General features: G+C 41.8%; 11 protein-coding genes and 2 tRNA genes. 5 read left to right on the top strand and 8 right to left on the bottom strand.

The window, feature by feature from the left end; genetic code table 11:
• Positions 1 to 147: 147 nt before the first annotated feature.
• From WCW66_03825 to WCW66_03790, 8 genes are all read right to left on the bottom strand, one after another.
• A tRNA-Ser gene (locus tag WCW66_03825) sits at positions 148 to 242 on the bottom strand.
• On the bottom strand, positions 221 to 487 hold the full coding sequence (locus WCW66_03820; GenBank protein MFA6391849.1) for a GIY-YIG nuclease family protein: 267 nt from the start codon (positions 485 to 487) through the stop codon (positions 221 to 223). Before WCW66_03820 ends, WCW66_03825 begins: the two co-directional genes overlap by 22 nt.
• 273 nt (positions 488 to 760) lie before the next feature.
• Positions 761 to 850 (bottom strand) — tRNA-Ser (locus WCW66_03815).
• 293 nt (positions 851 to 1,143) lie between these two features.
• Entirely contained in the window at positions 1,144 to 1,878 is a 735-nt protein-coding gene (locus WCW66_03810; protein ID MFA6391848.1) for a phosphoribosyltransferase family protein, read from the bottom strand.
• Between the two features lie 59 nt (positions 1,879 to 1,937).
• A complete protein-coding gene (locus WCW66_03805) occupies positions 1,938 to 4,436 on the bottom strand; it encodes an ATP-dependent Clp protease ATP-binding subunit (GenBank protein ID MFA6391847.1) in 2,499 nt (832 codons plus the stop codon).
• 13 nt (positions 4,437 to 4,449) lie between these two features.
• On the bottom strand, positions 4,450 to 5,346 hold the full coding sequence (locus tag WCW66_03800) for a M48 family metallopeptidase (GenBank protein MFA6391846.1): 897 nt from the start codon (positions 5,344 to 5,346) through the stop codon (positions 4,450 to 4,452).
• Between the two features lie 60 nt (positions 5,347 to 5,406).
• Complete coding sequence (locus WCW66_03795; GenBank protein MFA6391845.1) at positions 5,407 to 5,964, bottom strand: LemA family protein; 558 nt, start codon at positions 5,962 to 5,964, stop codon at positions 5,407 to 5,409.
• 28 nt (positions 5,965 to 5,992) lie between these two features.
• Positions 5,993 to 6,523: a hypothetical protein gene (locus WCW66_03790; protein MFA6391844.1), complete on the bottom strand. Its 531-nt coding sequence runs from the start codon at positions 6,521 to 6,523 to the stop codon at positions 5,993 to 5,995.
• Positions 6,524 to 6,658: 135 nt separating this feature from the next.
• Between WCW66_03790 and WCW66_03785 the strand changes: the two genes are divergently transcribed.
• The 5 genes from WCW66_03785 to pilM are packed head-to-tail and all read left to right on the top strand — an operon-like array spanning position 6,659 to position 14,994.
• Positions 6,659 to 8,311 carry a hypothetical protein gene (locus WCW66_03785; protein ID MFA6391843.1) on the top strand — a complete coding sequence of 551 codons (1,653 nt, stop codon included), beginning with the start codon at positions 6,659 to 6,661 and terminating at the stop codon, positions 8,309 to 8,311.
• A 9-nt stretch (positions 8,312 to 8,320) separates the two neighbouring features.
• The gene (locus WCW66_03780) at positions 8,321 to 9,988 is read left to right on the top strand and encodes a hypothetical protein (protein ID MFA6391842.1); all 1,668 of its coding nucleotides are present in this window, start codon (positions 8,321 to 8,323) and stop codon (positions 9,986 to 9,988) included.
• A 44-nt stretch (positions 9,989 to 10,032) separates the two neighbouring features.
• The gene (locus tag WCW66_03775) at positions 10,033 to 11,484 is read left to right on the top strand and encodes a hypothetical protein (GenBank protein MFA6391841.1); all 1,452 of its coding nucleotides are present in this window, start codon (positions 10,033 to 10,035) and stop codon (positions 11,482 to 11,484) included.
• 26 nt (positions 11,485 to 11,510) lie between these two features.
• Positions 11,511 to 13,847 (top strand): hypothetical protein, encoded by a 2,337-nt coding sequence (locus WCW66_03770; GenBank protein ID MFA6391840.1) that lies wholly within the window; start codon positions 11,511 to 11,513, stop codon positions 13,845 to 13,847.
• A 37-nt stretch (positions 13,848 to 13,884) separates the two neighbouring features.
• Positions 13,885 to 14,994: a pilus assembly protein PilM gene (gene pilM, locus WCW66_03765; GenBank protein MFA6391839.1), complete on the top strand. Its 1,110-nt coding sequence runs from the start codon at positions 13,885 to 13,887 to the stop codon at positions 14,992 to 14,994.
• Positions 14,995 to 14,999 lie beyond the last annotated feature (5 nt).

Raw genomic sequence — 14,999 nt, 5'->3', positions numbered from 1 at the left:
CGCCTTCGGCGGGACTCGTTGTCCGGGGTGCCAATCAATCCTGCGTATACTTGGATTGATTGTCGCTCGGCTTTGCCTCGCTCGCACCCGTTCGAATGCTTTTCTCAAAGAGACTGCGTACTACCTAATCGGTAGTCCGCACTCTCTTGGCGGAGAGAGAGGGATTCGAACCCTCGCGCCGGGAATAAACCCGACCTACAGGTTTAGCAAACCCGCCCCTTCAACCTCTTGGGTATCTCTCCATGTAGTTTTTTAATTTCTCTTTTAACGTGCTTTTACCTTTTCCTGACTTCAGAAATAATTCCTCTCTTAATGCATCTGTTTTATCTGCAAATACTTCATAGTAAATCAATTTCCATGGTCTATAACCCTTAGTCGACTTTGTTTTCCCTTCTGAATGCTCTTTCAATCGATTTTCTAAATCCGAGGTAAAACCTTTATACAAACGGCCATCTACTTTACTTTGAATTATATAAACATAATACATGTCTATTTTCTTTTAGCTAGCCCCTTTCGGCCCAAGGCCGACCAGCCTCGGGCTGGCAACCTCTTGGGTATCTCTCCGTGTGCTAAATATAGAAATATGATGTGCGAATCGAGTGGCGGAGGAGGAGGGATTCGTTTCCTGGGTAGCGGCAGATTTGCCACCGGCAATTCTGCCGGCGTTCCCTGAACTTTGTTCAGGATCACTGCTACCATTCGAATCCTATCCAATTTGCCAATTTTAATGCCTTGTTTTTTAAATGAAGCATGCTAGATTTGGCGGAGGAGGAGGGATTCGAACCCCCGAGACCCTTTCAGGTCTAACAGTTTTCAAGACTGTCCCATTCGACCGCTCTGGCACTCCTCCGTTTCAATTTTGAAATATGTTTTGGGAATAACAGTTTTTATCGTCTTTTATGGAACCACGCTCGCCTCGGCGAAGCTGGGTTGTTAGGCGGTAACTAGATTATCCATTCGTCCCGGGCACGTCGGTCCCGTGTGCGGGACATCTTCGTGCCCGTCTCGCGGTTCGCAAGCCAAGCAGTTGGCTTGCTTTTCTCCGCTCGACCCGCTCTGGCACTCCTCCATATTTTTGACTAATCTACTCTAACACTATTCGTTATATTTATCAACCCCGTTAGAGAAATTTCTCTAACGGGGTCAACTCCTTGGTAAATTTACTATTTCACCTCCTTTGGCCAGGACAATTGCTCTAACTGAACTGGAACCAGCTGCTTTAAGCGCCAACGCTGCCTCATTTAGAGTTGCCCCGGTTGTTAGAACATCATCAACGAGCAGAATATTTTTTCCTATCACTTGCCTCGAATCCGGACAAGTAAATGAGTTTTTCATGTTTTTCAGTCGGTCCTCTTTATTGAGTGTCATTTGTGATCTGGTATTTTTTGTTCTTTGAAGAATCTTTGTGTTGATTTCGACATTCATGATTTTTGCGATTTGTATCCCAATCAGCTCCGACTGATTAAACCCTCTCTCCGCGAGACGTTTTTTATGCAGGGGGATCGGAACAATTATGGAATTATTATTAATGAGATTAGTTTTATTTTGTTTGAAATACTTGATTAATAAAAGTTCAAATGCATTGATGGTACTTGTGGCAAAATTATATTTCAAATTATGCAATATATCTTGAAACAGGGGATTCTGATATGAAGTAACTGCAGTAATAGAAAGCAACTGTGATGAATTCTGACATGCCGAGCACATATTTTTACCTTCAATTTTTTTATTACACCATAAACAAATATTATTGGGAAAAAATGGAATTAAATCCGCGCATTTTTCACAAAGCCAAACACCTTCAATACCACAACCAAAACAATTTGCAGGAAAGATTAATTCAATGATACTCTGTAATAAATTTTTGTAATAATTCATATAATAACAAAAACCAGGCAAAAGGACGCCCGGTTATGATGTAATTTATTATAAACTATTTAATCTTCCAGTACAACTTCTTTTTGCTTTGTTTTTACTTTAATCGACTCACCCTTTCGTACATCATTTTTAAGTATTTTATCAGCAAGCGGGTTCTCGACAAATTCCTGGATTACGCGCCTTACTTCGCGGGCCCCTTTTTCCGGTATGTAACTTTTATTGGTCAGTAAGTCTATAGCTGTTTTGGAAAGCTCCATTTCAATTCCCTGTTCCCGCAATCTGTCTTTTAATCCGATTATCTGCAGTTCTACAATTTTTCTGATGGAATTTTTATCCAGCGGTTTAAATACTGATATCTTATCGATCCTGTTTAAAAATTCCGGTTTAAACTTTTTTTCCAGTTCTTTCAGTACCTGTTGTTTCAATGACTCATAATTAAGTTGAGATTCTTTTGCCTCGGATTCAAATCCAATCACGCCCTGGTTCAATAAAGGCAGTCCAATATTTGACGTGAGTATGATGATTGTGTTTTTGAAGTTGATTTTCTTTCCTACCGCATCGGTCAAGTGACCGTCTTCCAGAACTTGAAGTAGCAGATTAAAAATCTCCGGATGCGCTTTTTCTATTTCATCAAAAAGTACAACCGAATACGGTTTCCTGCGTACTGCCTCGGTAAGCTTGCCGCCGTCTTTGTATCCCACATAACCGGCCGGCGCACCGATTAATTTCGATGCCTGAAAACTCTCCGAATATTCCGACATATCGATCCTGATCAGAGAATCATCACTGCCAAATACAGTTCTGGCTATTGTTTTAGCTGTTTCGGTTTTACCGACTCCGGTCGGTCCTAAGAAGATGAATGATCCGAGTGGGCGGTCCGGATGGCTTAAACCAGCGCGGGATCTTTTAATGAATCCGCAGATATCATTAATTACTTCAGACTGTCCGATGATGTGCTGGCTTATCTCTGCTTCCAGATTAATAATTCTTTCTTTTTCTTCAACACTTAACTCGGTCAAAGGAATTTTTGTAATATTACTGATAACTTCAACAATGTCTTTTTCTGTAATTCTCCCTAAGGGTTTCTGGTTAAGCGCTGCTTGTTTCTTTTTTAATTCTTCTAAATCTTTAACCAGTGATATTTCTTTATTACGGATGCTCATTGCTTCCTCAAACCTTTCCCGCAGTACGGCTTCTTCTTTATCGTTATGGCAATTGCGCAAATCTTCTTCTACAGCGTTTAATTCCTGTGTAATTGGGTCCAATTTCTGGTGGATTCGGAATTTAGACGCTGATTCGTCTATTAAATCAATCGCTTTATCCGGGAGAAATTTATCCTGCATGTAGCGTTCGCTCATCTTGATTGCCGCTACCAGCGCTTCGTCTGTTATCGTAACCCGATGATATTTTTCATAATTCTTTCTTATTCCCTTCAGTACTTCCAGCGTTTCTTTAAAAGACGGTTCTTCAACGAGAATCGGCTGAAATCTTCGCTCCAGCGCAGCGTCTGATTCGATGTGCTTTCGATATTCGTCCAGCGTGGTTGCTCCGATACACCGTATTTCTCCTTTGGCCAACGCCGGTTTAAGTATATTCGCGGCATCCATAGAACCCGATGTAGTTCCGGCGCCAATAATCATATGAACTTCATCAATGAACAGAATAATATTTGGATCGGCTTTTATCTCGTCAATGATTTGTTTAATTCTTCCTTCAAATTCCCCCCGGTAAATTGTACCGGCAACAACCAGGCTTAAATCAAGACTTAAAACTTTTTTATTCTGCAGAATGACCGGTACATTGCCTTCTGAAATCCGCTTAGCAAGTCCTTCGGCGATAGCAGTCTTTCCGGTACCGGGTTCGCCGATCAGAACCGGGTTGTTTTTTGTGCGTCTCGCTAAAACATGGATCAGCCGGCTGATTTCTTCTTCTCTGCCGATTACCGGGTCAATGTTCTTTTGCACATCTTTGTTTGTCAGATCGGTACAGAAAAATTCCAGGGCAGATGCGGACAGATTTTCTTTCTCATCATTTTCTCCGGCTAATTTTAGTTCTTTATTGATTTCAAAAATTCGTGTGATATCCGGGAATTTTGATGTGCTTTTTAATACTGTATTTAAATGCTGAGTTAATTCATCTACTTTTATATTTGATTCAGCAAACATTTTTTCAATCTCGCCATTCTTTATCTCTATTAAAGCATGTAATAGATGTTCGGTACCGACATATTTATGCTGATGTTGGGAAGAAATAAGCGCGGATTTTTCCAACACTCTTTTACTAACTTCAGAAAATCTAGGTGTTAAATTTGACAAACCTTTTACAGAATCAATCGGATCAATTTTAGTGTGTGAGGAATTGATTATATCCATTGTCTTTTGCCGGAAACCGACTTTTGCTAAAACTTCAGAACCGATACTGCCTCTTTGCTGCAATAGTCCGTTCAAAAGGTCGATCGGATCAACAATTTCGCGCTTTGACTGCAATGCTAACTCAGCCGCGGTTTTAAGCGTGTTTTTGAGGTTAGTTGTAAATTTATTTATAATATTTGGATTCATGTAGTTGGATTGATTATGCCATCGCACGGAGAGCTGATATTCTTTCCTCAATCGGCGGGTGAGTGGAAAACAATTTTGCCAGACCTTTGCGTGCTTTTTGACCGAAAGGGTTAGAAATATACAAATGCGCGGTTGAATTATTTGCCCTCAACATTGGATCAATATTTTGATCATTAATCTTTTGCAGGGCATTTGCCAATCCGGCCGGATATCTGGTCAGGAGCGAGCCGGAGGCATCCGCCAGGAATTCTCTTTTTCTGGAAACGGCCAGTTTGATCAGTTGCCCGATGATTGGAGCAAAAATTAGTAATACAATCCCAATAACCATAATAATCAGTTGTATTTGACCTCCGCCTTCCCGAGAACTTTTTCTTCCGCCAAAAAAACTCATTCGAAAAAACCAGTTTGATAATAATGCAATAATCCCGACGCAAATAATAACCAGGGTCATCAGGCGAATATCATAGTTTTTAATATGTGATAATTCATGGGCCAACACTCCTTCTAGTTCTTCATTTTCCAGTTTCTCAATAGCGCCAGTGGTTACGGCGATAGAAGCATGTTCCGGATCCCGACCGGTGGCAAAAGCATTGATCGCGCTGTCTGAAATGATATGGACTTTTGGTATCGGAATTCCCGCAGTAATGCATAAATTCTCCACCATGCGATAAACGTAGGGGCTTTCCTCTTTTGTTACCTGCTTTGCTCCCGAAGTCCACAGAGCGACTTTATCGCCGGAAAAATAACCGTACAATGATGTTACAACTGCAAATATTACCGCCAGAAATAATCCTCCGTATCCCATGTCGGTAACAGCGCCAAATGCCCAACCAACCAGCCCGACGATAACGATAAACAGAGCAATTAATACTGCAGATTTTCTTTTATTGGAGTCGATTTGATTATACATTTTTTAGGCAATTGAAGCGCGGAAGACTATCCCGCGCTTCGTTCTGAATTATGATTTAGACTAGAATTTTACCTGGACATTTTCTTTTTGTGCCGCATCCTCAATCTCAAAAAATTCTCTGTTTTTGAAACCTAGCATATTGCCGACCATATTGGTAGGGAATACCTGCAGTTTTGTATTGAAGTCGCGGACATTGCCGTTGTAAAATCTTCTTGAAGCCTGGATTTTGTTTTCTGTGTCAGAAAGTTCATCTTGGAGTTTGGCAAAATTCTGATTCGCTTTCAAATCAGGATAATTCTCAGCAACAGCAAATAGCGATTTTAAAGTACCGGACAGCATATTCTCCGCTTTACCTTGTTCTTCCGGAGTTGTTGCCTGCATTGCATTACTGCGTGCCTGGGTGACTTTTTCAAAAAGTTCCTTTTCATGTGTCGCATAACCTTTAACCGCCTCAACAAGGTTGGGGATTAGGTCATACCTTCTTTTTAATTGAACGTCGATATCCGACCAAGCTTCGTCAGTCCTGTTTTTTAATTTAATAAGACCGTTGTAGGTGGCAACAAACCATAAGCCGACGACGGCAAGCAAACCTACTACGACCCATAACAATATATCCATATATTTTCCTTTCTTTAATTATTGATAGTTATTGTCCTGTTGAAAGAACCGTAATTTGATATGATCTAATGTTTGTCTTTCCAAAAATGTTTTCACTGGCATCAGCTATTATGTTATCTCCAATCATTATATCATTCAACCCAATTACCTTTTCACGGGCATTTTCCTGCTCGCCATTAACCTCGTCCGGATCAAAAGGGGGGATTGATAAATCAATTTTACGAAAAATTGTATCATCCGCTGTATTGATTGTAACAGTTTTATCAGTTATTGTTTCATTTGTATACACTTTTGCAGTGATATATAGCATATTTCCTTCAATTTTGACGACCGGACCTTGGTAAAGCCTTATTTCGTTAGCATCATCCACCCCGACACCGTTATTAACCGAAAACCCAGTATTTTCAAGTGATTTATGGGTTCCTTGATAATAACCCCAATTATATCCAACGGCAAGTGTAATGATTACAGCACAAACCGTTACAATTACTGTGGCCATGGCTCCATTTTGATTTTGTTGGCTATTCTGACTGCTGGGTATGGGTTTTTTTATTGACATTTCTTTTTACTTGTGTTAGAATAATGTGTAGAGACTTGGCTAATTCCAAATTATATTATATAATGTTATTAAACCTTTTGTCAAAGAATAGCAATTGACTTAAGAAACGAAGTTTTTACTTCAAATTAAACAAAAATGAAGATAAAAAGCAAAAAAATACTGAAAACAGCTTCCCTGAAGGTAAGTAAGGTAGCTGTTTTTTGCTTAATTATTGGTGTTTTTGCATTTTTTGGTGGAATAATGGCACCAAAATTTGTTTTTTCCGCTGTTTGGCAGAATCCAACGGTAACACCACCAAATTATCCTGCTGATTTACAGCCACCATTGAATACTTCTCCTTCTACTCAAGAGAAAAAGGGAGGACTATATGTAGCTACACAAGATGGCGCGTTGGTAATTGGTACTGCTCTCGATCCCGGAACAAATAAGTTATATGTTGACGGGACTACCACATTGGATGGTGATGTCCTTATGAATAGCAACCTATCTGTTTCAAATACAGCAAATGTTTCTAATTTAATTGCCGGTGACGCAACGATTTCAAATAGTTTGAATGTAAATAGTGGACTGCTCCGAACAGTAAATGATCAAATATTTATTAATACTGCATCTGGTCCTGGCAAGCTAAATATTACATCTGCCAACCAGTCGGCAATTGTAGCATACGGTTCAACCGAAGGCGCTATTATAACTGCAACTAACGTCGGAGCATCCGGCGGCGGGGGAGTCGATGCTACCGGTTTTGATTATGGAATTGCTGGGAGTTCAACTAATGGCTACGGAGTACTTGCCGATGCGGGGTCCGGTGGAATAGCCGGACTATATGCCAAGGCAAGTAATTCTGCTTATGGTGCTGTTGGGCGCGGACTGTATGGAGTTGTCGGTTTTGATAATACTGAGAATATTGATAATCCGGTCTTCAACGGCCCGGCGGGAACATTGGCAGCATTGTTTGAAGGATCAGTTGAAATTGTGCCAAGTGCTGGAGGGAATGCTGATTTTACTGTTGACACCAGCACATTTGTTGTTAATTCCTCCACTAACAGGATTGGCATTGGAACAATCAGTCCGTCGGTCAGATTGCACACGTTGGGCGTTGATAATCAGTCAGCGATTTATGCCCAGGCTGGTACAAATACCATATGGCAGAATCATGGCGGACCAACCGAAACAGTTTCCGGCGTGTATGGCGAAGGCGGAACAATAACATACAACGGCGCGGGTACCGGATGGAATTTTGGTGTTTTTGGTAAAGCAGGTAATCCGGGAACCGGCCGAACAGTCGGAATCATGGGCGTTGATTTTACTGGTGCTCCCAACTCTTATGCCGGCTATTTTGAAGGTAAAGTGGAAGTTGTCGGACAAATGTCAGTAACGGGTTCTGCGGATATTGGTGACACTTTGACAGTAACAGGAGATATTGTCGGCTACGGTGACTTAAATTTGATTGGCACAAATAGTGACATTAATATGACCGGCACTGACAGTGATATTACAATGACTGGCGGGATAAACGCTGGCGGTGACATAACACACTATGGAAAATTAATAATGACCGGAGGACTCCCGGCGTTAGCGGGTGGTGTTGCAACTGACTGTAACGTTGAGCCGGAAAATTATGCCGAGGGGACATTGTTTGTTTGTTATTGGTGTCCATCCCTAGTAACACAGCGGATGCATGCAGTAATGGCCAGGATGGACGGTAAATGGATAAATATCGGATATACTAAAGGTTCACTTTGCAGTATTCCATATGATCCTGAAGTTCCCCGTGATTCATTACCATAAACAGTTAACATGAAAAGAGTCCTTAAACAGATTAATAAAACAGCGATTGTCAGTGTTGCCGTTGTCCTAGTCAGCGCTTTTCTTGCTTTAGGTTTTAATATGGTAATTGCCGTAACGTGGCAGGACCCGACGGCAGTTGCTCCGAATTTGGGAAGTCTGGAACCACCTTTGAATACTTCTCTGCTTGCCCAGGAGAAAACCGGCGGGCTATATATTGCTACTCAGGAAGGTGGATTTAGAGTCGGGTCTGGCGTAGCAGGGGCAGAAAAATTCTACGTACTCGGTGATTCCTATATCAGCAACAATACCAGTATCAGCGGAAATTTAAATGTAGTTTCTGTAGCCGATTTTTCTGCAGCTAACGCGGGGGATGTGTCGGTAGGTAGTAGCTTAGACATCAGCAATGGATTAATAGAAGTAGATGATGTTTTGGATAAGGTTTTGATCAATAATGCATTGCCACTGGGACTGTTATCTATACAATCCGGTCCAGATCAGAATGTAACCGCAACAAGTGATTTTACGGGCGGTAATGCACTTTATATAATCAATCAGAATCTGACAGACGGTGGTGGTTTATCCGGAGTTGGAAAGAATTATGGGGTTTATGCCAGTTCAACCGGCCCATCCGGTATAGCAGTGCTGGGAGACGGAACAAGCCTGGTCAGTTCAACTGGTGGTGGTTTATATGCCAAGGGGAGAGATAGCGTTTACGGTTTGATTGGCAGGGGTCTATATGGAATAGTTGGACTTGATAATACCGAAGATGCAAATAATCCGGTGTTTGTCGGTTCCGGAAATACAGTAGCAGGATTGTTTGAAGGTTCAGTTGATATCATCTCAAGCACAGGTGGTAATAGTGATTTGGTAATTGATGGTAATAACTTCGTCGTCAGAGCTCTGACAAATAAGGTTGGTTTAAGTACGGATAGTCCGGCCACCAGGTTACACGTTGTAGGTGAGGATAATATCTCGTCAGTTTATGGAGTGGCTGGGGCGAATGGTTCCTTATCGGAATTTAGCACACCAACACAAACAGTAGCGGGTGTATATGGTGAAAGCGGAACTGTTACATATGCTGGCACCGGTACAGGATGGAATTTTGGTGTTTATGGTAAGGCGGGTGATCCGGGCAACAGTAGATCAGTAGGGATTATGGGTGTTGAAAGTGGCGTAGCTGGTGATACATATGCCGGATGGTTTGATGGGAATGTTGAGATTGAAGGCAATGCTTCTACAACTTCAATTCTAGATGTTTCCGGTACACTGACTGCAGATTTAAATATTAATGGTTCAGGTAATCTTAATCTCATAGGAGCGGAGAGCGATATTAATCTAACTGGAATAGACAGTGGAATTTTTCTTACCGACCAAGTGAATACGGACGGGGAAATCGAATATATGGGCAAGCTGAATATGTACGGTGGGTTGCCGGTGTATGGAACAAATGATACAACCTGCAACGTCGCTCCCTCCGAATTTAACGAGGGCACAATATACACCTGCAACTGGTGTCCTGTACCGGGAGGACAGCGTTATTTTGCAATTATGGTTCGGATGAATAAGTCTTGGGTGAATATTGGGTACGGTAAGAGTGCAGAATTCGTATGTTTTGGAGAGCCCTATATCCCCGAGCCAACACTTGTACCTCAGAATAACGGCCCAGATGGTGGCTAAGATATTTTTACTGCATTTAAAAAGATTTAATTATATAAATTATAATGAAAAAAATATTTTCCAGAATAAGTAAAACGGCAATGATCAGTTTCTGTGTCGCTATTGTCAGCATTATTGTCGGTTTAGGAATCAATATCGTATATGCCGCCTGGACGGCTCCTATAGGGACCCCACCGGCAGGGACTATTGCTGCCCCCATTAATACCTCCGCTGCGGATCAGTATAAAGTCGGTAGTCTCCGGCTGGGTAGTGCGGCATCGCCGAGTCCTTATAAGTTGTATGTGGAAGGGGACACTTTTTCTCAAGGAAACATTGTGCCTGATACTGCTGGTAATTATTCTCTTGGATCAGGAACATATTTAGCATCAGATACCTGGAGTCAGCTTTGGTTAAAATCAGATACGGCTAATTTCACCAACGGAATTCACTTTGATAATTCTCCTATCGACACCGGTATAAACTATAACAAAACCGATCATCGGTTTAACTTTATTAAAGGTGGAACCATTGCATATATTGGCAGTGACGGTACTTTTTATTCGGATGGGGATATTAATGCGATGAAAGGAATGAACATTGATTCCAACACTTTAACGGTTGATGCGACAAATAATAGAGTAGGTGTTGGTACTGCATCTCCAACATATGCCTTGGATGTTGAAAATGGGGATGCCAGTATTTCAAATGGCAGGGTGATTATTGGTTCAGGAACATTCCCAAATAATAATTCAACACTATATGTCGGTACATCAGGAACTCCCGTATCAACCCTAGGAGCTATTGAAGCATATAGTAATGGGTCTCTATCAACGATTTATGGGTACTATACTGGTGGGTCGGCAGGTAAAGCAGGTGTTGAAGGAGTATCAGTCTCAGGATACGGTGTAAAAGGAACGACAAGTTCAGTTAGTAAGGCTGGTGTTGCCGGCTTTAATGATGGCTATTCATTTAACAATAGCGAGGATATAGCGCCGGGAGTAATTGGAAAAAATACGGTAGATTTTGGTGCGGACACTTACGACCATGCCCAGTCGGCCGGTGTCTTAGGTGAAAGTTCCGGAACAGATCTTTCCCAAGGTTATGTGGATACATACGGTGTTTATGCAAAAGCTGGAACAGCAAGTGCGAATTCCCCGGCGGAATCTATTAAGACCTACGGACTTTTTGCTATTGAGGGTACAGAAATAAATGGTGGAGTGAGCTATGCGGGATATTTTTCCGGTGACGTGCATGTTACGGGTGATCTTACAACCAGTTACGGATCAAATGTAGGTATTGGTACAACCAGTTTAACAGATGCTCTGCGTGTCAGGGGAAATTTGCGAGTAGATAATGAAAATACCAGCACTGCTTATTTACAGATTGATTCAACGACAGCCGCGCCTGCCGCTGCTGATTGTGACGTTGCGGATGAAGTGGGCAGGATGGTGCTTGATGCGACAGGTAACAAATTATATGTTTGTGATGATACGGGATGGAAGTCAGTAGCAATCTAATGTCTACTGTTTAGCGTTAATTAGTTATGCAAAAACACAAAAAAAAATTAATAATCCTGAGTTCCGTAGTTATTTTTTCTGTGTTTGTTTTTCTAGCGGTCTTTAACATAAATAAAGTTGTTGCTGCTCAACCGCCTTGGGACGAGACAAACGTAACCGGCTGGAGTTGGTCGGGGATTTCAACCGATAACGGGTTCGGTGTGCCTGAATTTAGTCACATCGGCTGGTTCAGCAACAACTGCTATAACTATTTTGACTCAGGATTAACCAGCCGTTGCGGAACACGTTACGGTGTTCAAGTTGATCCCGTGACAGGTGAACTTTCGGGTTACAGTTGGAACGGAATAATGGATGATTCAGGTGCAGTAACTGGTGTGGGTTGGTTAGACTTTGCTCCTCAACCTTTTCCCGGACCACCGTACTATTCGGCAAGGATCGAACCAGTTGGCACAGGTTTCGCAGGACAAATTTCCGGCTGGGCGCGGATAAAATCAATCAAGGACGCGGGAGAGGAATTGGGTTATGAAGACTGGGGCTGGATTCTTATGGGACCGGCGCCCGCCAATAACCGCCAGTTTGGAGTAGAGATTAATTTTAACTATGATGATGGTGCACATGGAGGGCAAAATTGTGTACAAGCAAATTATTCCTGCCCACTTTCCGGCTATGCCTGGGCGGGAGGATATTTACCGGGCGATCAATTACCGAGCGATACTTATGAAAATGTTACTACTGGTTTGGGGTGGATAAATTTTGGTCCGGAATATCCTTTAGGAACATCTCTATCATCATATGATTCTGTATCTGGAGATTTAGGTGGGTATGCTTGGGTAGGAAATAATGAAAGTCTTGGTGTCAATATCGGTTGGATAGCCTTAAATTGTTCAACAACAGGAAATGATTGTGGAACCTCTGATTTCAAGGTAAATGCAGATTCTGCGACAGGTGATGTTTCCGGATATGCCTGGATCGGAGAATCAAATGGTGGTATCCCAATCGGCCGGATAGATTTTGACCCAAATCCGTATCCGGCAATTCCCAATCACTCGGCTAAAGTTTTATTAACAGATCAGGCTAAGGATGAATATAATACCCAAGGCTTTGGTACTTATGAAACAGGAGATGCGGTAGGGTGGGCAAGGTTAGTTTCATTACAAAAAGAGGGTGTAAAAGGGCATTTTGAAAACTGGGGCTGGGTTAAACTTCATGCTACTTCTGAAGACGCATTAGCTGGTGTGGATTATGGTGTTTCTATGCAGATTGTTTCAGGAATTTTTGAGGGAGAGGGTTGGTCAGGTGGGGGAACGGTATGTATAGAAGAGGGCTCCCCGTGCTATAATAACTCTGTGGGTTTGGGGTGGATTTCTTTCGATGATTTCGGCGTGGGAGAATATGTTCCGTCATCCTATATCGCACCGTTTTTAGAGACAGTCCAGGGGGATATTTATTCAACAACCGGTGTCGGATCGAATAGTATATTTGATCCTTCAACAAACCCGTTAACTAGAAATTTCTACAATTCGACCTTTTTAATACAGACAGCTGGCACTATTCAGCGTTACACCAGTGAAAATAATTATTTATTGCCATCAGATGATGGTTTGCGTCCGCCGTATGATCCTCTGATTCCGCCACTCGCTAGCAACAAATATACCAATGTGATGGGTAAACTGGATGTGGTCGGGATTACTACTGTTCCACCAGTTGTGCCACTAATAAATACAAATAAATTCGGGAATATTGTTGAAACTTCAAATAAAGAAACCATTTCTGAATATGCCTTATGGGAATCTGATGCGGTAGAATTAGCAGGCAAGGTTTATCATTTTAGTGGCAATCTCACCGTGGATGTGCCCATAGTGATCAAAAGGGGTAATCCAGATGATCAACTAAATGGCTCAAATGCCTCTGGTACGATCGTGGTAGATGGAGATTTGAATATTGAGCGGGACATTTCTTATTATGAACTGTTGGTAAACGAACATTATACTGAACTGAATGATATTCCTTCGGTGGTATGGATAGTTAAAGGCAATGTTAATATCAGTCCGAATGTAAAAAATGTAGCGGGAAATTTTGTAGTAGTAGGTAGCGATATTGAACCGGACGGCGTATTAGATAACGGGACAGGCGGATTCTATACCGGCGCCGGGGACGATAATTTGGTGATCAGCGGATTAGTAGTGGCGCACGAACTATTCCTTCAGAGATCCGGGATTGGGACTTTGGATGATATTCAGGCTTCAGAGCGCATATTCTATGACGGCAGGATTATTATTAATACTCCGCCGGGAGTCGGGGACTTTGCCAAAGCGCTACCCGTGGTTCGTGAAGTGGCACCAATAGAAATAACCACCCCTTAAACAAAATCGAAAAATACAGTAAAATATATATAAATCTATGGCACTATTCAACTCAAAAAAAAGTTATATCGGAATTGATCTGGGAACATCCAGTATTAAAGTTGTTGAATTAGAAAGCGAAAAAGGTAAGCCGAAGTTGATAACCTATGGTTTCGCTGAACAATCAACAGATATCATTAAAAGTGATTCTCAGGAAACACAAAAGGAAATAGTCACCGCGCTGAAAGCAATCATTTCGCAGGCAAAAGTTACCACCCTCAAGGCAGTCGCGGCATTGCCTAGTTTTGCGGTATTCAGTTCGATCATCAGTTTGCCGTCCATGTCAAAAAAAGACTTGGTAGCTGCGGTAAGGTGGGAAGCGAAAAAGTTTGTTCCGATGCCGCTTGAGGAAATGATATTGGATTGGAAGGTTTTAAATGCTGATAAAAAGATGATGGAGGAGGATGCTGATGACAAGGACAAGAAAAAGACGATAAATACAATCGATGCGTCTGGTGGATCAAAAAATATCAGAATACTATTGACGGCTGCTCCAAAAACCCTGGTTAAAAGATATGTCGATATCTTTAAGCAAGCGAATCTGCAACTCGTTAGTCTGGAAACTGAATCATTCGCCCTGGAACGTTCATTAATCGGTAATGATCGATCGGCAACAATGGTCGTGGATATTGGTGCCATCGCTTGTGACATCAGTGTAATTGTTGATGGCATTCCTATTTTAAATCGCAGTGTTGATATTGGAGGTAATACAATTACCAAGGCAATCGCAAATAGCTTGAATGTAAATTTAGACCGCGCCGAACAGTTTAAGAGAGACTTCGGTATCTCAGCCGGCGGTGATGCTTCGCAAGGACAGATTCCTAGAACGATTGAGTTTATTGTCAGTTCTATCATCAACGAAATAAAATTCGTACTCGGGTTATATCAGAATCAAGGTGAAAGGGCGATAGAAAAAGTTGTATTAGCCGGCGGATCAGCTTTTCTGCCGAATCTGACAACTTATTTGGAAAAGGCGCTTAATATAAAAGTTTTCATCGGGGATCCGTGGGCACGGGTTGTCTATCCGGTGGATTTAAAACCGGTACTGCAAGAACTCGGTCCGAGATTTGCTGTTTCAATAGGCCTAGCAATGAGAGAAATTATATAAATTAA

Source organism: Patescibacteria group bacterium (assembly GCA_041664365.1).
Classification (GTDB): domain Bacteria; phylum Patescibacteriota; class Patescibacteriia; order UM-FILTER-42-10; family UM-FILTER-42-10; genus JAHJEX01.
Note: the sequence above shows the minus strand (reverse complement) of the source record. Positions and strands in the feature narration are given on the sequence as shown.